At 42.9% G+C, this 20,458-nt stretch carries 11 protein-coding genes and 3 pseudogenes; 10 read left to right on the plus strand and 4 right to left on the minus strand.

Annotation, left to right across the window (positions count from 1 at the left end; all coding sequences use genetic code 11):
- Window positions 1-129 precede the first annotated feature (129 nt).
- From EJ361_RS21975 to EJ361_RS21985, 3 genes are all read left to right on the plus strand, one after another.
- Window positions 130-954 (plus strand): AraC family transcriptional regulator, encoded by an 825-nt coding sequence (locus tag EJ361_RS21975; RefSeq protein WP_164714365.1) that lies wholly within the window; start codon window positions 130-132, stop codon window positions 952-954.
- 625 nt (window positions 955-1,579) lie between these two features.
- Window positions 1,580-3,007: a purple acid phosphatase family protein gene (locus EJ361_RS21980; RefSeq protein ID WP_240646707.1), complete on the plus strand. Its 1,428-nt coding sequence runs from the start codon at window positions 1,580-1,582 to the stop codon at window positions 3,005-3,007.
- Between the two features lie 42 nt (window positions 3,008-3,049).
- A complete protein-coding gene (locus EJ361_RS21985; protein WP_126248391.1) occupies window positions 3,050-5,068 on the plus strand; it encodes a glycoside hydrolase domain-containing protein in 2,019 nt (672 codons plus the stop codon).
- 208 nt (window positions 5,069-5,276) lie between these two features.
- Here the strand turns inward: EJ361_RS21985 and EJ361_RS26195 are convergent, their stop codons facing one another.
- Both EJ361_RS26195 and EJ361_RS26200 read right to left on the minus strand, forming a co-directional pair.
- A complete protein-coding gene (locus EJ361_RS26195) occupies window positions 5,277-5,465 on the minus strand; it encodes an integrase core domain-containing protein (RefSeq protein ID WP_394344734.1) in 189 nt (62 codons plus the stop codon).
- Window positions 5,422-5,634: pseudogene (locus tag EJ361_RS26200) on the minus strand (transposase); the annotation flags it as partial. The gene EJ361_RS26195 and the pseudogene EJ361_RS26200, both read right to left, overlap by 44 nt.
- An 824-nt stretch (window positions 5,635-6,458) precedes the next feature.
- Between EJ361_RS26200 and EJ361_RS25940 the strand changes: the two are divergent.
- From EJ361_RS25940 to EJ361_RS22030, 7 genes are all read left to right on the plus strand, one after another.
- Window positions 6,459-7,778 carry a glycosyltransferase family 25 protein gene (locus tag EJ361_RS25940; protein WP_240646704.1) on the plus strand — a complete coding sequence of 440 codons (1,320 nt, stop codon included), beginning with the start codon at window positions 6,459-6,461 and terminating at the stop codon, window positions 7,776-7,778.
- Between the two features lie 37 nt (window positions 7,779-7,815).
- The gene (locus EJ361_RS22000) at window positions 7,816-8,697 is read left to right on the plus strand and encodes a glycosyltransferase family 10 domain-containing protein (RefSeq protein WP_126248393.1); all 882 of its coding nucleotides are present in this window, start codon (window positions 7,816-7,818) and stop codon (window positions 8,695-8,697) included.
- 251 nt (window positions 8,698-8,948) lie between these two features.
- Window positions 8,949-10,220, plus strand: a complete 1,272-nt coding sequence (locus EJ361_RS22005; protein ID WP_126248395.1) for an O-methyltransferase — start codon at window positions 8,949-8,951, stop codon at window positions 10,218-10,220.
- A gap of 452 nt (window positions 10,221-10,672) precedes the next feature.
- A complete protein-coding gene (locus EJ361_RS22010; protein WP_126248397.1) occupies window positions 10,673-12,856 on the plus strand; it encodes a peptidase domain-containing ABC transporter in 2,184 nt (727 codons plus the stop codon).
- Window positions 12,857-12,923: 67 nt separating this feature from the next.
- Window positions 12,924-14,249 (plus strand): HlyD family secretion protein, encoded by a 1,326-nt coding sequence (locus tag EJ361_RS22015; protein ID WP_164714368.1) that lies wholly within the window; start codon window positions 12,924-12,926, stop codon window positions 14,247-14,249.
- Between the two features lie 363 nt (window positions 14,250-14,612).
- Window positions 14,613-16,253, plus strand: a complete 1,641-nt coding sequence (locus EJ361_RS22025; RefSeq protein WP_126248403.1) for a vitamin K epoxide reductase family protein — start codon at window positions 14,613-14,615, stop codon at window positions 16,251-16,253.
- 794 nt (window positions 16,254-17,047) lie between these two features.
- On the plus strand, window positions 17,048-18,187 hold the full coding sequence (locus EJ361_RS22030) for a thioredoxin-like domain-containing protein (protein WP_126248405.1): 1,140 nt from the start codon (window positions 17,048-17,050) through the stop codon (window positions 18,185-18,187).
- Window positions 18,188-18,275: 88 nt separating this feature from the next.
- Here EJ361_RS22030 and EJ361_RS22035 read toward each other — a convergent pair.
- Window positions 18,276-19,326: pseudogene (locus EJ361_RS22035) on the minus strand (IS481 family transposase).
- Between the two features lie 509 nt (window positions 19,327-19,835).
- Window positions 19,836-20,395, minus strand: a pseudogene (locus EJ361_RS22045) (ISAon1 family transposase).
- Window positions 20,396-20,458: the final 63 nt, after the last annotated feature.

Genomic DNA, 20,458 nt, shown 5'->3' on the forward strand with positions numbered 1-20,458 from the left:
CTTATACATATAAAGCGCTATCCGATTGCGCCGGACCCGGGAATGGCGTCTTGAGAAAATGATAGTTGAACAATGAAACAGATATTCGAAAATTTTGTATTCCCCGGCAACCAGTCTTTCACTGTAACTGTGAAAACACTGGAAATGAAGCGGTATACTACTTTCAAGAGCCATGTTCATTTTGAAATTGCCCTGATTGAAAACTGCAGGGGAAAGCGGCTGATTGGTGATTCCATCGAGCCGTTCGATACGCCTGAACTTGTGCTGCTGGGCAGTTATCTGCCACATTGCTGGCAGTACCAGGAAGTAAAAGATCCTGCCGATGAACCACGAGTCTATGTGATCCATTTCATGCCCGACTTTTTGGGCAGCGAAATGCTGGAGATCCCGGAAATGAAACCACTGAAAGAATTGTTCAGTCTTGCTGCGAGGGGAGTCCTGTTTACCGGAGATACGGTCGGGAAAGCGCGGGTATTCATCCGGCAAATGTTGACGGATAATGATTTCAACCGGATCGTTACTTTCCTGCAGCTGTTACATTTACTGACAATAACAAGTAATTACCAGGTTTTATCCTCTCCTTATTACAATAGTAAAGAAACATTTGCTGATGGCCATAAGATCAGGGAGGTGCTCAACTATGTCTATAGCAATTTCCGGAATGAAATATCCCTGCAGGAAGTGGCTGCGCTCGTACATATGTCAACCACCGGATTTTGCCGCTTTTTCAAACAGAAAACAAATAAAACGCTAACAGATGTTATTCAGGAAGTGAGGATAGGTTATGCCGGTAAATTATTGCTGGAGGGGGCGCATAATGTTTCGGGCGCCTGTTATGAATGCGGGTACAACAATCTTTCCAACTTCAATAAACATTTCAGGGATATAAAAGGCTGCTCCCCAACGGAGTTTCTGAAAAAGTTCCAGGATAAGGCGGATGCGTATGCGAAGTAGGCACCTGGTGTAACAAAGGCAGGGTATTTGATGGCCTGAAAATGGGCAAACCGGAAGAGTATCCAGTTTGCCCATTTTTTCCGTCAGCACTCCCGTATTTTCGAAAACCAGTGTAAATGGGGTGATTGGCGAGTGCCACGAAGTATTTGGTACAGACGGGTGGCCGAAATGCTAACGTGATACGGATAGGCATTGCTGCCGGATTTTTCGCCGCCAGCAACCTGCATATACATATGCCTTGCGTGCCAGCCGCCGCCACTGTCATCGATGCATAATACTTCTTAACGGATGTTTTTTTAACAGAAAATTAAAATATGGGAATGGCAGCGTATGTATGGTACAGTCCGTTAAATCCATATGGCAAAAAAAGCATCGCATTTCAATAATATCAATGAGATGCCGCAATGATCGCTTCGCTAATTTTGGCCACAATGTTTACCATGGCGGCTAACGCCTTGTGGTAGTTGAAATAAATATGATGCACATGCAACTGAAGGCCCGTATAATTGTTTTTCCGATCCTGGCGATCGTACTTAATGGATTCGCCGTGGCTGGAAGCCCGCAGGTTCCCAATTCCCCGAAGGCAGACAGCAGCCTCCAACTGATCAGGGGGCCTTATCTGCAAATGGGCAGTGGAACTGCGGTAACCATCAGGTGGCGCACGAATATACCTGCCGATTCATATGTGGAAGTCGGTGCCACGGCCAGGAAGTTCAAATGGCGTTTTAAGTCCGGTGAAATTACCACGGAGCATATCGTCCGGGTTACCGGCCTGCTTCCTGACACGAAATATTTTTACCGGATTGTTAGCAACAATAAGACACTTCAAAAAGGGAACGACAATTTCTTCCGAACCGCTCCCCCGGCGTCCTCAAAGCGGAAAATAAGAATCGCAGCGTTCGGGGACTGTGGTACCAACAGCAAAGGTTATCAAGCTGGCACGTTGAATTCCTATCTGCGTTTGACTGGCAACCAACCTGCAGAAATCATGTTGCTGCTGGGCGACAACGCCTACTCCAGCGGCAAGGATTCGGAATATTCGAAGAATTTCTTTCCCGCTTACGAAGGTACCATCCTGAAGAACCATGTCCTGTTCCCCGCGCCGGGCAACCATGACTACTACAGTTCATCTCCTGCGTCGCGGGATGGTGCATATTACAGGAATTTCACAATGCCCACCGCTGCAGAATGTGGCGGGGTCCCATCCGGCACGGAAGCTTATTATTCTTACAATTGGGGAAATATCCATTTTCTTTCGCTGGACTCCTACGGAACGGAGACTGACATGAAGCAAAGGCTGTACGATACGCTCGGGCCACAGGTTTCGTGGATCAAACAAGACCTTGCCGCCAATACCAGCCAATGGGTTATTGCCTATTGGCACCATCCTCCCTTCACCATGGGAAGCCATAATTCAGACAAGGAAGGGGAGCTCCGGCTAATCCGCGAAAATTTTATCAAGATACTGGAACGCCTCGGTGTAGATCTTGTGCTGTGCGGCCATAGCCACAATTACGAAAGATCCAGGCTGATGCACGGCCACTATGGGATGGAAGAGGATTATAATGAAAGCGTTCATGCCGTTAGTTCATCCAGCGGGAAATATGACGGCAGCGAAAACTCCGCTCCGTATTTCACCGCGTCGGGCGCGGCGGATAAAGGGACCGTTTACGTAGTTGCCGGATCTGCCGGCGCCAGCGGTCACATCCAGAAAGATTATCCGCACAACGCCATGCCCTATTCCATGAACGATGGCGGTATGTTGTACCTGGAAGTGGAAGACAACCGGCTCGATGCTAAATTCATCCGGCGAGACAGTGTTGTAGCCGACCAGTTTACGATCATGAAAGATGTGAACCGCTCTTCCACTCAAATGGTACGACGTGGACAATCCGTGAAAATATCGGCATCCTGGCCGGGAGATTACAGGTGGAATAATGGAGCGCAATCCCGTTCCATCCGGATCAGGCCGGCCCGTTCGCAAAATTTCATTGTCACCGATGACAAGCGGCAGCTGGCAGACACCCTCCGTGTAGACGTTGCGCCCAGGTAAGCCCGGAAAATCCAATCATCATCCGGAAGTATACTTTTTTTTATGTTTAGAATTAAGAGATGGGCTCTGGTAGGCTGTGCCGCTATTTGCGTCGCTTCAAGTGCCCTGGCGCAACGGAAGACCGATTTGGTTGACCTTTTTATTGGTACAAGCGGCGATCACGGTCAGCTAGACCCCGCAGCCTGCGTTCCCTACGGAATGGCGCGGGTTTGCCCGGACACCAGGCCGAGAAGTCATAGCGGCTATGATTACGCCGTGACTACAATCTCGGGTTTTTCCGTCAACCGGTTGTCTGGTATCGGGTGTGGCGGCAACGGCGGACATTTCAGTATCAAGCCCGCCTTGAAAGACAGCGTCCTGCAGTTACTGAAAGCCACGGAAAAAGCCCGGCCAGGCTACTATGCCGTTACGCTGAGCAATGGAATAGCAGCTGAATTGACGGCCGGCAACAATGTAGCGGTGGAAAAATTCCTGTATCCTAAAGGCACTGAAATGTTCTTTAGCCTAAATGCCGCTTCTTCGTTCACAAGCGTGCGGGACGCATCGGCACAGGTCATGTCTGACAGGGAAATTTCCGGGTATATTGTGGCCGGTACCACTTGCAACGCGGGTACCTATAAACTGTTTTTCCATTTGGTTGCCAGCCAATCGTTCACCCTTCTTTCCCACGATAAAAATAAACTGGAACTGAGTTTCGGAAAAAGTACCGGCGCGCCTGTAGAAGTCAGGATCGCGCTATCGGCGATCGATGAGGAGGCCGCGGCCATGGAGAATAAAGCGCTGGCACGAAAATCCTTCGGGCGCATCAGGCAGGCAGCCGCCGCCGAATGGGAAAAAATGCTGGGCCGGGTAGATATCAAAGGCGGTTCCCCCAGCGACCGGACCTTATTCTACACCTCCCTGTACCGGGTATTCCTCAGCCCAGCCAATACCACGTCCCGGAACGGGAAATTCCTGGCCACGAACGGCACGGTACAGCATGTGGAAGGTTTTACATACTACAGCTCCTGGTCGATGTGGGATAATTACCGGACGAAGTTCCCCCTTATTACCCTGCTCGACCCTGAAAGAATGAGCGATTTCTGCCAGTCGTTGCTGAAATTATACGAATTCGGAAAAAAGAACTGGGCCACCCCGTTTGAATCCACTCCCACCGTAAGAACGGAACATACGATCGCCGTATTGCTGGATGCGTACCGGAAAGGGATTAAAGGCATAAACTTCGACGCCGTATACACGGCCATCAAAAGTGAAGTGGATAGCCTCCGCGCCGAGCGGCCCGACCAGGCTTTTGAAACCTGCATCGACCTCTGGGCGCTCAGCAATATCGCCGGTGAAACCGGCCGCCGGGAAGATGAGCGAAACTATGGCCGGCGCGCGAAAGAGCTGTTTACGGTTACCTGGGACAAAGATTTCAAAAACATAGACAGCACATTCGGAAATATGCGGAAAAGCGGGCTGTACCAGGGCACACGTTGGCAATACCGCTGGGCGGTGCCCCAGTACCTGGATGTCATGACCGCCGGCAGCGGGGGCAACAGCACGATCATGAAGCAATTGGATTATTTCTTTTCCGCCAGTTTAAATAACCAGGGCGCGGAAGCCGGCATTCATGCGCCGTTTATCTTTAACCGCCTGGGATACCCGGAATTGAGCCAAAAAATCGTTACCCGGATGTTGACCGAGGAAATGAAGCACATTTACGGCGGAAATGCAGAATATCCCACGCCTATTACCAGCCGTATCTTCAAGAACGACGTGCAAGGATTTCTTCCCGAGATGGATGAGGACGACGGCACGATGTGTGGATGGTATGTATTTGCCGCCACGGGGCTGTTTCCGTTGGTTGTAGGGGAGCCGGTATATGAAATCACCTCGCCGCTGTTCGACGAAATCCGGATTCACCTGGCTAACGGAAAGACATTTAGGATAAAGACCTATAACCGGCAAACCGCGGACGCCATCATCAGAACCGCGAAATGGAACGGTAATGAGCTCACGGCCTACAGTATAGATCACGGTCAACTGGTAAAGGGCGGAACGCTGGAGCTGTATTACTGATCCTTAATTCCGGTAAACCCGACGTTCAGGTCGGTGATACCGCTATTCATCTGCTCGCCGGGGATGTTCATGGCGAATAAAGAATGCGATCGGTTGGTTCCGGGATAACCTGGTCATCCGATCTGTACCGAAGGGGAACGTTTGCCTGCGTTTGTCTACATCTACATTGGCAACGGGGTTTGCAATTATTTCGTACCTGTTGTCGTATTCAAGGGGGGGACAAACCGAGTGCCTGGTGGGGCTTCGAACAGTTATAGTCCTGCTGCCATTCTTCCGCCATTAGCCTAATTTCCTGTAAGGTGAAGAAATGATAAGCATCTAAAAGTTCCCTTCTCAAAGAGCCATTATTTCGTTCAATAAAAGCATTTTGTACCGGATTGCCGGGCTGGATGTACAACGCCGTACTTTTTTTTCAGGACGTTCTTTATAGCGTCATTCTCCAGGGTGAGGTTGACCACAATCCGCTTGAGACGGTTGTTTTCCTCCTCCAGTTCCTTCATCCGCTTGACCTCATTGGCTTCCATTCCACCATTCTTTGCCTTCCAGTTGTAAATACTGGCTTCGCTGACGCCATGCTCTCACGCCAGATCCTTGATGGACATGCCTGACTCCTGCTGTTTAAGGATGGAAATAATTGGGGTTTCTGTGAATCGTACTTTTTTCATGATTGTGCCATTTAAGTTAGAGATTTTTCTCTAACCCTGCTCGACCAATTTTTGGGGATTTTTATAATTCCACTGGGAACTTTAATAATCCATCGGAATCCGCTATGAAAGCGGGAATGTCTTTTCAAATTTCGACAGGTCCCCTTAATATTTGATTGCTTTTATTCGGTCTTAAGCAAAGTTCAATTACAATTTCGTACGCTATATAATGTAGATTCCACCATTCAATTGCCATTTGCCATTAGTTGACAAAACGTAGAATTCTTCATGCTTTTCAGTCTACCGATGTGTGATTGAATTAAATTACTGAGCCCTCAGGCCCAACGTTTGCAAAAATAACATCAGTATCGGTCAAAATTGTTATTGCACTGCAAACTGAGGGAAGCTTAAATTTGACCGACACAAATAATCCAGTGTTTTAAGTTTCTATTAATCAAAAGCATAAATCAGTAAACCCAAAATTGTTTTATAATATGAACCCAAACGCCCATTCCCATATTAACAGAAGAAACTTTTGCCCTGGAAACCCCCATACAATACATACTTCATAACTATTCGGGGGAGTGTCTTGCAGATTTCCCCTCTAAAATATTGCATTTCCTGAAATGTTGACACCGTTTCTAAGGTGCAACTCAGGACTTATATTAAAATGCAACCACTAATCCTACTGCGGAGGACGCAAGTATAAGCTTATTTTTCGTTTACTATGAACATTGTAAAATGCTATGGATATATTAAATGTCTTCGCTATTAATTTGAAAAAGCGAATGGATCGAAGAACTAGCATTGTTCATGAATTTTCGGACAAGCCAGAATTTAAGCTGCATATAATTGAAGGAGTCGAGCAGGACTATGGTCCTTTAGGATTGTGGCAGACGATCTGCAAAATTGTTAAAGAAAGGGTATATGCTAATGACGACTACTTCATACTCTGTGAGGACGATCATATTTTTACCGATCAGTACAATGTGACTATTTTGATCGATTCAATAAAAGAAGCCACAAAACGAAAAGCAGATATCTTGTCTGGAGGAGTTAGCTGGTCGATGGGCATGTTGTATATAAATGAGCAGGTAACTTATATAGAGAAGTTTACTGGAATGCAATTTACCGTTATTTTTCGTAACTTCTATGATGCTATTCTTAATGCAAAATTCACCGGCCAGGATAATGCTGACCTCCTTATATCGTCATTATCCAACAGAATATTTGTTACATCCAAATGTATTTCAGTGCAAAGGGATTTTGGTTATTCTGACGTAACGCCAAAGAATAATGAAAAAGATAAAATAAATACGCTATTCGAAGCAAGTCAGAATAAATTGAAATGTTTAAGTAACGTAAGCAAGCACCTAATGTTCAAGCCTGAAGGTGATGAATGCAATTCGGATGAATTAGATAGTGTTAATCTGCCAGTATATGTGATAAATCTGAAGAAAAGAACCGATAGGCGAATCCATATTGAGTCACAGTTTAAAGACAGACCAGAGTTTAATGTAATTATAGTGGATGCGTGTGAACACGATTATGGACATATAGGCTTGTGGAATAGCCTTAGGAAAGTTATTGAAATCGCAATTCAATCAGATGATGATGTTATTGTAGTATGTGAAGATGATCACACCTTTACCGAACACTATAATAAGCAATATTTAATTTCAAACATACTTGAAGCACATGAGCAAGGATGTGATATACTAGCAGGTGGTATTGGAGGTTGCGGGTCAGTTGTCCCAATTACAAAGAACCGTTACTGGACAGATTGGTTTTGGTGTCTACAGTTCACAGTTATATTCAAGAAATTTTTTCGTGTAATACTAAATGAGTCGTGTGACGAAGACTGCTCGCCTGCTGACAACAAGCTCTCCGAAATGACCGGAAACAAAATGATCCTACATCCTTTTATATCCGTCCAAACAGAGTTTGGGTATTCTGATGCTACAGAAAGAAACAATAAAGTAAAAGGGTTAATTACCTCATACTTTCAAGATACCAATAGACGATTTGAGAATTATAGAGAAATACTCGATTCGCATGTGACATAACGTTACGCACCGTCACAATTCCGGAAATCCCAGAATCTTGAGAAACTATTCCAACTATGAAAAAATGTTAAAAATATATGTTACATGCTTTTGGAAAAATGATTCCGCACTTTTGGAAGATATACGAAGATATGGTTTTGGAAAAGCGGAATGGAAGAATCTTACTTTTACTGACAAAGCGCCATTCGATGTAGCGGTTGTATTAACCTCCCCAAGTGGAAATCATTTGCCGTATAACAGGAATGACTCCATCACCATATACACCGAACCGCCTCAGTCCGAGCATCATCGCAATACAACTAACAATATATCCTCAATATACCTTCCATTATCCTTTTGGATTAAGGAGCCTACATATGAAACTATACTATTCAGGAGTTATGAAAAACAAAAATTACTATCAACGGTCACCAGTGATTTAGGGTGGCTAGAAGGGCATCAACGCAGAAGTATTTTCATTCACTATCTTGATAGAATAATTGAAGAAGGATTCGATATCTATGGAAAATCATACAATGGAAAATTCCTTCATTTGCTTGAAAACTACCGCGGTGAATTGAAATATAAGTTCGAGGGATTATTGCCATATTGCTATCATTTTACTTGTGAAAATTCATTTCTTGAGAACTATTTCACGGAAAAAATTGTAGATCCAATTCTCGCAGAAAGTTTATGCTTTTATGATGGATGTACGAACATTGAAACCTTCATTGACGATAGATCATTTATCCGGATCGACATTTCTCAACCTGAAGTAGCTGCTGAAACTATCTGCAGAGCCATTCAAGATAACGAATACTCGAAACGCTTCAATTACATTAAAGATCAGAAGAAGCGTCTGCTAACAACCTTGAATCCATTGAATATGATTTGGGCCATTCTAAGATACGACAACCCACACAAGTACTTGACTTTATAGTTTATCTCTCTTTTTAATTGAAAGGAGAATCAAATTTAAATCGACGCGTTCGTAGTTTTTGAATGAATTCTAACTAACATCTAGTTAAAACTTCCCCAAAAACAAAAACTTCAGAGCGTTAACAGCAAGTGTATTACAATTTAGAATGGCCGAGAAGTTAATTCAAAGCATTCTTTACCTAGCTAAAAGGCGTCAACAATTCAATATTTAGAAATATTAAATATGAATCTTGCAGCAAAAAATACAACGTCATGAATATAAGAAAAGAATGGGCCGAAAATTGGAGAGATAAATCCTTTGAAGAGTTAAAAAGTACACTATGTGACATTAAAATAAGGGATGACTATTCTTATAGATGCGGAACCCACATAGATTTACTTAATGACATCATTAATACTTCGAACATACAGCATGTGATAGAATTTGGTGGGGGATTTTGGTCAACTTCATTGCTATTAAATAAATGTAAAACTGTAATTACTATTGAGCAGGGCCAAGATGTGGCGAAGGAGATAAATGAATCATGGGGTGAATTACTTAAAGAATTATACAGTAGCTCCCCCCAATGGACATTAATAATGAGTCCAGGAGAGGAAGATTGGAAAGAACTAGAGTTTAACGAATGCGACATGGTGTTTATCGATGGGCACCCATCTTCCAGACATAAAGTATTGCAATATTTCATTGAAATGAATTGCGCAATAATTGTGGCGCACAATACTGAACACGATGAATTAAATTGGTCTAAAGTCGAAATAAATGAATATGAAAGAGTAGACTTCTTCGGTTATCACGAAAATCAAACTTCCTTATGGACAAAAGACCGACGCCTAATTAACAGTCTATCTAAATTGCCAAACTATATTTGGGTAAAGAAGCAAGATGCTAGGGATTTCGATAGGAAGCTTAAGAAAATAATATCCTTTTCCTTATGGGGGTCTAATCCAATGTATTGGGTTGGAGCAATAAAGAACATTCAACTAGCCAAGTATTTTTACCCAGGATGGAATTGTAGATTTTATATTGACAAAAGCTCTTCTAATGATTTGATTGATAGCATTGGAGAAAATGAAGCCGAGATTGTATTAATGGATCCCGCTGAACCATTTGCTGGTTTGTTTTGGCGTTTTTATGCCGCAGAGGATGCCGATATTATGATATGCAGAGATGCTGACTCAAGAATTTCTGACCGAGAGGTAAGTGCTGTTAAACAGTGGGTGAGATCAGGACGCCATTTTCATATAATGCGCGATCATCAACAACACACTGCATTAATCATGGGAGGAATGTGGGGCTGCACAAATATTGACGGGATAAAAGAGTTAATTGATCATTTTCCATATAAAAGTATAAAAGGCATGGACCAGATATTTTTGGCTCAGAATATTTACCCACAGGTAAAGCATTCCGCTATGATACATGACAGCTATAATTTATTTGGCGATGGAATTGATTTTCCAACACCGCGAACTAGCGATGATTTTGTAGGCAGGGTTTATAGGCATGACAATGTTCCTTATTAACCTTTGGATACGGGAGAATATGCTATATTGATAGCCATTTCAACTTTTATCTACTTTGCACAGGTTTATCGGATCGTTGAAATCTAATAATACCCCCTTCAATAGAAATCAGAAGCTCACCAACTTTCGATATGAACCCAGCTAATAACCTACTTAAGTGGTTAAAAAGTGCAAGAAGTCGATTGTAACCCCGTATATCGACAATATGAAATTATTATATTAATTAATCCAAAATACTATGCCTTCGAATATAAATGGACCCGGACGCAATAAAGCTTATGTGGTATTTATCAAGCAACCTTTCAAAAAAAATCTATTACTAAGGATCCTCAGAACATATAGTCTAGGGCTATATACCCCTCTGCTTATAGAATATTCGAAAGAAACTTAACTCTGATAGTTGTTAATGTCCTGTCGAAGAATAAACCTTTAATATTTAACCATTTGTTTTCATGCGTTTCACATTCTATCAGCAACTGAATACCATGGATTGCGGCCCAACCTGTTTGAGGATGATTGCAAAATACTATGGCAGGCACTATAATACCGATACTCTGAGAAAAATAGCAGGTTTTAACCGCGAGGGGGTGTCGTTACTCGCAATCAGTGAAGCGGCGGAAAAGCTTGGTTTCCGGACACGTGGGGTCCAAGTTAACCTTAATAAGTTGCGGCTGGTTCCGCAACCATCCGTTCTGCATTGGAATCAAAATCACTTTGTAGTATTATTACATATTGGGAAAAAACATGTAAAAATAGCCGATCCCCGAGTTGGTATTATTAAACTTAGCATACCTGAATTCCTAAAGAACTGGACCTCTAACAGCCAAGGAGGGGAAGATACAGGAACAGTGCTCTTACTGGAGCCTTCTCCATCCTTCTACGAAAATGAAGGAGAAAAAGATAGAAAGTTACATTGGGGGACCATCGCTAGCTACCTTAGTCCCAATAAAGCCCGGCTTGCGCAGGTGCTAGTATCCTTGCTGGTAGGAGCACTACTGCAACTGATACTTCCTTTCCTTACACAAAGTCTAGTAGACACAGGCATTAACACAAAAAACCTCCAATACATTACCCTGGTATTAATTGCCCAGCTAACACTCACTTTTAGTTCTGTATTAATTGGCTTCATCAGAAGCCGGCTGCAGATGAGGATTTCTAATGGAATTAACATCGCGATCTTGTCCGATTTCTGGATTAAAGTTACCAGACTTCCCCTTTCATATTTCGAGACACATAAGGTGGGGGATACTATGCAACGAATAAATGACAATCGCCAGATTCAGTCTTTCTTGACTGGACAGGCAGTGACTTTCATTTTTTCAATTATCATGTTCTTTGTCTATGCTGTCATACTGATTTTATACAATCCGCAGATCTTCTTTGTATTCGCCATCGGGAACCTGGCTTATTTTGGTTGGATAAGAATATTCCTAAGTATAAGACGACGTCTTAATTATGAAACATTTCATATCTCTTCCCAGGAAAACAACGCGACGCTGCAATTGATGCAGGGAATGACCGAGATCAGGTTGAATAATGCGGAACAGCTAAGACGTTGGGAATGGGAAAATGTGCAGGTTAAAATCTTCAGACTGCAGTTCAAAAGCCTAAATTATTCTCAATGGCAAAATACGGGCGCTCTGATGATCAACCAGGGGAAGGATATTATCATCAGCTTTATGGTAGCGCAGTTGGTGGTTTCCGGTTCGTTAACGCTGGGCGCAATGCTTGCCGTTCAATATATAATTGGTCAGTTAAGTGGCCCTGTAGAACAGTTCATAAATTTGGTACAAAATTATCAAGATTCAAAGATCAGCATGGAGCGCCTTAATGAAATACATTCTATGGCGGATGAAGAACCAAGGGAAAAAACCTTTGTTACCGAATTGCCGGAAAATAAAACAATCAGGGTGGAGAACCTTTCATTTCGATATCCCGGCGCGGGAAATGAGCCCGTATTGGACAATGTATCTTTCAATATCCCCGAAGGAAAGGTTACAGCAATTGTAGGAGCAAGCGGAAGCGGAAAAACTACAATTTTAAAGCTACTCCTGAAACTTTATGAAGATTATGATGGCGAAATAGAAGTAGGCGATGCCAACTTCCGCTATATCAGTCCATCTTACTGGCGCAGTACCTGCGGCACTGTAATGCAGGATGGTTTTATGTTCAATGATACTGTAGCACGAAACATTGCAGTAGGAGTTGAGGATATTGATCATAAAAATTTGATCCGCAGTTGCCGGGTTGCCAACATTCTCCCATTTATTGATTCTTTGCCAAATGGATTTAACACGCAACTGGGCGCTGACGGCACTGGTATTAGCAAGGGGCAGCATCAGCGGTTGCTAATAGCAAGGGCTATTTATAAAGATCCGCATTATCTCCTTTTTGATGAAGCCACCAACTCTCTGGATGCCAACAACGAAAAGATAATCACTGAAAATCTGAATGATTTCTTTGCAGGAAGAACGGTGGTTGTGGTAGCTCACCGGTTGAGCACTGTGCAAAATGCCGATAATATCATTGTATTGGAAGACGGGAAAATTGCCGAAGAAGGGAACCACTATCAACTATCCATGATGAAAGGCCGCTATTACGAACTTGTTAAAAACCAGCTTGAGTTGGGAGATTAATTCACATCCGTTATCACTTCATATTCTAACTTAAATGGAACCAAAATATCGAGAAATATATGAAATCGTGAAGGAAGTACCCAAAGAGCAGAATCCTCCCAGGAAATCGGATGATGCCATTCAACGTCGTTCAGAAATGTCACAGGAATTAATTGATGAACGGCCAGGGCTGCTGGAAAGATGGGCAATGCAGCTATTTCTCTCTGTTCTCTTATTGTTGCTTATAGGTAGCTGGTTCATTCGATATCCTGACATCATAGAGGCAAGAGCAAGATTAACGGCTGAAAATGCACCAAAGGAGATCACCTCCAGGCAACAGGGGAGGTTGATCAAGTTATTCGTTGAAAATCACCAGGAAGTGAATGAACATCAGGTGATTGGCTTTATTGGCAGCACAGGTAATAGCTTCGAATTGATGCGGCTCTGCAAACTATTGGACAGCAGCTTATCATTGCTTGATGCCGGAATTTATCGGCAGGCAGTAGCCGTATGTACTGAAAAGTTTACAAACCTGGGAGAAGTCCAGGGAGAATATAGTCAGTTTATTACTGCTGCCCGGAATTTTAGTGACTATAATATAAATGGATTTTTTGATAATAAGGAAAGCGCATTGCACCGCGATTTGGCAGCCTTGGAACAAAGCCGGCAGATTATACAAATGCAAAAGGGAATTACCGAAGAACTGATGAAAGTCGCAGAAGTTAATTACAGAATAAAGGATACATTGGCAAAAGAACGTGTCTTGTCGCAAGAGGAATATCGAAGGGAGTATACCAATTATCTTAACCAACAAATGGCAGCCCCCCAATTGCAAAATTCGCTACTTACTGCGGAGGCTTCCATTCGAAGCAAGACAGCAGAACTAGACCAATTGCAGCACGATCGAAGGGAACAATTAGTGATATTCAGGCAGGCATTATTGACATTGAAAAGCAGTATTGACAATTGGAAAAAGTTGTATGTAATAGAGGCCCCCATCTCAGGTAGGGTTGTTTTTACCCTTCCAGTACAGGAAAATCAGATATTAGATGCAGGGAGGGTATTGGGCTACATAAAGCCGAAAGACAGCCGATTCCGATTTGAAGCCATTCTTTCTCAACATAATTTCGGCAAGATTCATTCCGGTCTCACCGTCCAGTTGAGATTGGATGCCTATCCATACCAGGAGTTTGGTTTTGTGAACGGAAAATTGGATTACATTTCCCCTGTTCCAACTGATAGTGGTTTTCTCGCTACTATTCAAACCGATCTACAACTCGTTACGAGCAACAAGCGACAGATACCTTTTAAAGACGCGCTGACGGCCAATGCTATCATCATTACAAAAGACATGAGGCTACTGGAAAGATTATATCATAATACAGTTAAAAACATGTCCTCCCGCAACGATTAATATTAATTAAAGAAAATGTACTATGTCATTTCAGAATTATTGGCAAAAAATAAAGTTTCTTGATCACCTGATAGCATCCAAAGTGTCTGGAGGACAAAGGAACCTGGCCAGAAAGCTGAATATTAGCGTAAGCACCCTCAACGAATATATCAATGCAATGAAGGAAGTTGGATTTCCAATTAAATACTGTAGAAAGCGAAGATGCTATTATTATGAAAAGGAAGGCAGAATGGTAGATTCCCTTTTTGATGAAACCATTAGTAATGAAAAAATGAAAAATATAAAGGGAGGGGAAATGCTTTTTTCACTCCGATTATATCGGAATGATAGTCACTAATTTTACCAATAATTGCGCATGTAATCATGATTAGTAAGCTCTTATCACAAAATGAAAAATGTGTAGAAGTGTTGCAGGAATTCTTGTCTTTATTACAAGTTAATGTAACGCTCACCACCCTTAAAGATAATCTGTACAATCATCCAGACTTCCCTAGTCTCCTAAGCATAAGCGATATCCTCACGCAGTACGGAGTAGCTAATCTATCATTTGAAAGAAAAGAAGGCGATGTGGAAAATATTCCAATGCCTTTTATCGTCCAGATAATGGACAACCGGAGACCGGATGAGTTATTTGCCATCGTTAAAGAGATCCGAAGGGAAGAGGTGTATTTGTATCATGCAGGCACAAAAACCTGGGAATGGATCCCCCTAGCTAAATTTAAGGGTCGATGGCATTCTCGAATCGCCTTGGTTGCAGATGCAACAAACGCTTCGGGGGAAAAAAACTACCTGAAAAATAAATGGAAAGAAAAACGGATTAATCTCATCCGATACCTTTCATTCCTGTTCATACCTTTGGCTTTAATTGTCAGCTGCATCAGCACTTTGATAAGGTCGTGGCCAGCGACATTGTTACCTGCCATATTTGCTATCCTGACGGGAATAGGGTTTATCGTAACAATTCTATTGCTTTGGATGGAGCTCGATGTGCACAATCCCGTTTTACGGCAGATATGTACTGTTGGCAAAAAAACGAATTGCGAGGCGGTACTTCAATCAAAAGGCGCAGACTTTTTAGGAACAAACTGGAGCATATTAGGTTTCACATATTTTAGCGGTCAGGCACTTGTATTCCTGTTCAACGGGTTATCAGTTAATCCGGTGATGACGTGGCTAGCATTTTTCAGCCTGGCAGCAGTACCATATGTATTTTTTTCCCTATACTACCAATGGCGCATAGCTAGGCAATGGTGCACATTATGTCTAACCGTACAAGCGGTTCTAGCAGCACAATTGATATCAATGATTCCTATCCTGGGTGACATTCGTTTTGAGACGGCCACTATGATGATTCAAGCCTTGATGCCGATAGCTGCCAGCTTTCTACTGACGTTTCTGATGGTTAGCGTAATGATGCCTAAATTAAAAGAAGCCAAATCATCCAAATGGAATGCAAGGGAGTTGCAAAAATTAAAGCATAATACCCAAATATTTGATGCACTATTGAGCAGGCAAACGAAAATTCAATATAGCACAGACAGCCTCGGTATTACCCTTGGCAATCGTGAAGGTAAGTACAAGATCGTAAAAGTATGTAACCCTTATTGCGGGCCGTGTTCCAAGGCGCATGCTCCGATGGAAACTTTAGTAGACAATAACCCTGAAGTACAGGTTCAGATCATCTTTAATGCATCTACAGACGTTGAAGATGAGAGGGCCTGGCCGGTGAAGCACCTGCTTGCAATTGCAGAAAAAAGCCAGTCTGATACTACAATAAGGCAGGCGCTGGACGATTGGTACTTGCCGGAAAGTAAACATTATGAAAATTTCGCCACCAAATATCCGATGGAGGAGGAGTTGGCCGCCCAGGAAAATAAAGTAAAAGCCATGCGGGAATGGTGCAATAATATGAAAATCGACGCTACGCCTACTTTCTTTGTGAACGGTTATAAACTCCCGGACATCTATTCAGTCAACGATCTGAAATACTTTCTGGCTGAATAATAATAGTTACATCTTTTATTCTTTCACAATTAAATATAGATTTTCATGAAAAAATTGAAATTGAAAACGTTATTATTTTCTACACAGGAAGTACTATCCCGGGAACAACTGAAACAGGTATTTGGTGGCGATGACACAGGTAGTTCGGGATCTGGTGCATGTAATGAAGGTAGGGATTGCAGGATTGTGTTCATAGACAGCTCTGGTAATTCAACCTACAGAGACGGTCACTGTAAAGTTAGCTTATCTTCCTGGAAATGTTTCTGTGATGTGCAATTGGGAGACTATATTGAAATCACCTCTAATAACGGTGTTTCCCGGTGCTTGTCTTAACCCATTTTTCCTAAAACCTTAATATTTAATAAACATGAAAAAGGTAAAACTAAAGCTTAAGACCTTGAACGTCGAGGCTAACGAACTACTCACCAGGGAGGAGCTTAAAAAAGTACTAGGTGGAGACGGACCTACAGGCTCAAGCGGCATTTTCTGTAAAGACCCAACGACGGCGTGCACACTTTCAGTGCAGGGAACTGACGGGAATTGGGTGACATTCAAAGGCAATTGTGACACGAAATACTTTCAAGTTGGGGGAAGCTTGGTACCTTATTGCTTTTGCGTGACCGAGTTAGGAGCAGTAGAGCTAACTTCCAATGGTGGACAAAGTAGGTGCAGCGAATTGTAGTCAGCTTCCATATTAGGCTGGGCTTGCTTAAGAAAACAGAAGGAAATTTGTAAGAAGGCGTCAATATTTCTAAGCAAGCTCAGATTTAATTATTTATATATATTTAAAGTGTATGAGATTAATTAAGTCCTTGTTAATATTGCCTGTTTTTATGTCTTTACTTCTGCTAGCAGGCTGTTCCAGGAATTCAAAAATTGACATAGAGATAATTGGAGAGTTAAGTAGCCTGCCCGATGGGAAAATCTACCTCCTCGACGGAAAGAGTAATAAGCTTGATTCAACATACTCCCGCAACGGCCGATTTTCATTTGTCATCAAACCGGGCATTTACACTGAACCAGCATTGTTTACCTTCGAACATTTGGATAGCACTGAGAACCGGAGGCTCTTCCAGTTCCGCACTAATAAAAAGTTGAATGGTGGAGGCCTTATGTTGCCTTATTTTATGGCATCACCTGGAGATAAAATGGTAATTGAAGGAATGCTGAAGAAGTTTGAAACAGTCAATGTTAAACTTCCTGAAAAATTGATGCTGGTATATCCAGATAAGTTGATCACTGGGAGCAAACAAAACGACGTGATGTACAATGAAGATTTCGTAAGCGGCGAGACAATAACGGATTCTATATTCTTACAACTGGAGGGGAAAGTAAAGCATTATCCCTATTCATACTATTTCTTACACGAATTAAACAAGAATCTGGCCATGTTTTCCAGCGCGCAAGCCAGGAAGTTAATGGCATGTTTTGACGAAACAGTCCAGCGATCTCCCGGCGCAAAAAAAGTCATGACCCGGTTGAACTTTCGGGAAACCAAATTGCTGAACCGCGCTACCCTTATGAAAAACAGAGAAGATATGGAAAAGCCGGTCATTGATTCCACCAGGAAATTGAACATTGTTATTCTTTGGGCTTCATGGTGTGGTCCATGTAGAAAGGAAATACCCTTATTAAAAGAGTTGCATCGAAAGCTGGAGCGTCACCCGGACGTACGAATGGTATCTGTTTCCGTGGACAGGAAAAAAGCAGATTGGTTGAAAGCTGAAGCAGAGGAAGAAATGCCCTGGGAACAACTTTGGGTGCCAGATGTAGCTAATACCCGGATCGATGATATCTTCCCATTTGATGGGGCTATACCTACAACACTTATTACGGATAGTTACGGTAAAGTACTCAAGAGATATACAGGGTTTGAAGGAAATTTGGTAAGCAAATATGAGAAATTTATTAACAGCTTACTAGCTCAGGAATAATGGAAATTAAAGGATATGTTCACCATTATAATGCACCCGATAATTATTTGTAATAGTTCCGATTTGATCTAACAGTCGGGTAAAAATACTAGGCAGCTGGCGGTATGTTGTCCAGCTGTTTTTCTTTTGCTAAAGATAAGGTTTCCTCAAAAGTTTGGAATGGCGTCCTGCCGAAGCAGTATTTGCCCGTGTGCGTACGATTATGATTGTAGTCATTAAGCCAGGTGTCGAGGTCTGTCTGCATTTCCTCCAGCGTATCGTAGATTTTCTTCCGGAAGGCAATGGCATAGAACTCATCCTGAACAGTCCGGTTAAATCGCTCGCAAATTCCGTTGGTTTGAGGGCTTCTGGCTTTGGTCTTGCTGTGATCAATGTCCTCCAGGGCCTGATAAAGCTGGTATTCATGGTACTCCCGAGCGCCGCAGTATTCCGTTCCTCGGTCGGTCAAAACTCGCAGCAGTTGAATACCATATTCTTCGTAGAAGGGTACTACACGGTCATTAAGCATATCGGCTGCTACAAGAGCATTTTTGCGGTCATACAGCTTGGCGAAAGCAACCTTGGTATAAGTGTCTATAAAAGTCTGCTGGTAGATCCGGCCGACTCCTTTGATGGTACCTACGTAGTAGGTGTCTTGCGCTCCCAGGTAACCTGGATGATGCGTTTCGATCTCTCCGTGTGCTGTTTTTTTCCTCTTTGGCTCGTTCCAAGGCAATAACCTGGGCTTCGGTCAGTACCAGACCTTCCTTTCCGGCCTTGGTTTCCAGTGCCTTCAGGCGCTTCTTAAAGGTCTCCAGATCATGCCGTAACCAGACACATCGTACACCTGCCGGTGAAATAAAAACACCCTGCTTGCGAAGTTCATTACTTGCCCGGAGCTGGCCATAAGCAGGATTGTCCGTAGCCATTGCGATAACGGCGTTCTCAATTTGAGGCTCAATCCGGTTCTTTAAAAGGGGCTTCTTTCGGCTGATCTCGTGCAAGGCGGCCTCGCCTCCTTCATCGAACAGTTCTTTGTACCTGTAAAAACTATCCCGGCTGTAACCGAATATTTTGCATGCCTGGGATACGTTTCCTAATTCTTCGGCTAATCTGAGTAAGCCTACTTTGTTTTTGATTAACTTAGCTGCTACATTCATGTCTGGCAGTTTTAAAGGGTTGATGGAAAGTGTGGTTACTTAAAATTAACCCTAACTGTCAGATTAAATCGTAGCTATTTCAAATTATTATTAATCCAAATATACGTTTTGATCGGAATTCTCACTGATTAGAATGCAAAAGGCTTAATTGGCAAGGAGTCAGCTTAATAAGCAGGCAACAACCTAAAGTAACGTCGGGAAGCTAATTTTCCGCGCCGGAACAGGTCTCCGAACAGGCCTCCAAATGATCTACTTTGTGCTGTCTTGTACGAATTATTCCGTAAAACCCGGAAGTGGTGAAGGATTTAATCGAAAAAGGCGCTATTACTAGCGCCTCCGATTTTCCTTCCAAGTTTGTGCGTTTTGCCTGGTGTGATAAGTGATTTCGATTGTTTTTGAATTGGGAAGTGTAGGGAAGGGAGCCGGTTAAACTTAGGCGCCAATCCTGCAAATCTGAGTGTCATAGTGAGTGTCGTAGGATCAAGTCAAGTTTCTGGGGGATTTTAAAGTTAAGCATACAATTTCCCCAGTCTGAAAAGGAAGAATTGAATATCTCTTACCCCTCTCATGCTGTTTCTAAACGCTTTAACCTTCGCATTGAATGATTCTGCAGCAGCACTGGTAGCCCTGTTATTGAAGAAGTTCAGTATGCCCAATAATGGTTCTGTATCGTCCTGGCAAGGGTTCTGAAGGAAGCAAGCCCTGCTTCTTCCACATCATTATACCATAGCGCCAGCTTCTTGAATGCCTGCTCTTTGCAGGTGGACGCCCGATAAACTTCTCCCAGCCGCAAAGACAGTTGATACGCTTTTTGAATAACAGGATAGCGGCTAAAAAGGAGTTCGCCCCTTTGCTGTTGTTCCCTTGTCCAGAGCCGGTGGTGTCTGAACAGCAGATACCTGCTGCGGGCCAGCAACTGCTTAAGCGTATCTCCATTAGGTAAAACCTCGGGATGATAGGCCTGTTGGTGCTTGCGGGCCTGTTCATAGGCCGTATTTTCCTGCCCGAGCGCTTCCCACCGGTAATGGATCCGGGTCTCCTGTACAGCATCAAAAGCTAATTGTTGCACATGAAAACGATCGGTTACCCGGTGGGCATTGGGGAAACATCTTTTGACTGCCAGATTTAAACT

This window comes from Chitinophaga rhizosphaerae (assembly GCF_003958645.1).
Lineage (GTDB): Bacteria > Bacteroidota > Bacteroidia > Chitinophagales > Chitinophagaceae > Chitinophaga > Chitinophaga rhizosphaerae.

What these genes read in the sequence shown, in the direction of transcription:
- EJ361_RS22030 (WP_126248405.1), top strand. Translation starts at nt 17,048, where the DNA reads ATGAGATTAATTAAGTCCTTGTTAATATTGCCTGTTTTTATGTCTTTA.
- EJ361_RS25940 (WP_240646704.1), top strand. Translation starts at nt 6,459, where the DNA reads ATGGATATATTAAATGTCTTCGCTATTAATTTGAAAAAGCGAATGGAT.
- EJ361_RS22005 (WP_126248395.1), top strand. Translation starts at nt 8,949, where the DNA reads ATGAATATAAGAAAAGAATGGGCCGAAAATTGGAGAGATAAATCCTTT.
- EJ361_RS22025 (WP_126248403.1), top strand. Translation starts at nt 14,613, where the DNA reads ATGATTAGTAAGCTCTTATCACAAAATGAAAAATGTGTAGAAGTGTTG.
- EJ361_RS21985 (WP_126248391.1), top strand. Translation starts at nt 3,050, where the DNA reads ATGTTTAGAATTAAGAGATGGGCTCTGGTAGGCTGTGCCGCTATTTGC.
- EJ361_RS21980 (WP_240646707.1), top strand. Translation starts at nt 1,580, where the DNA reads ATGGGCAGTGGAACTGCGGTAACCATCAGGTGGCGCACGAATATACCT.
- EJ361_RS22010 (WP_126248397.1), top strand. Translation starts at nt 10,673, where the DNA reads ATGCGTTTCACATTCTATCAGCAACTGAATACCATGGATTGCGGCCCA.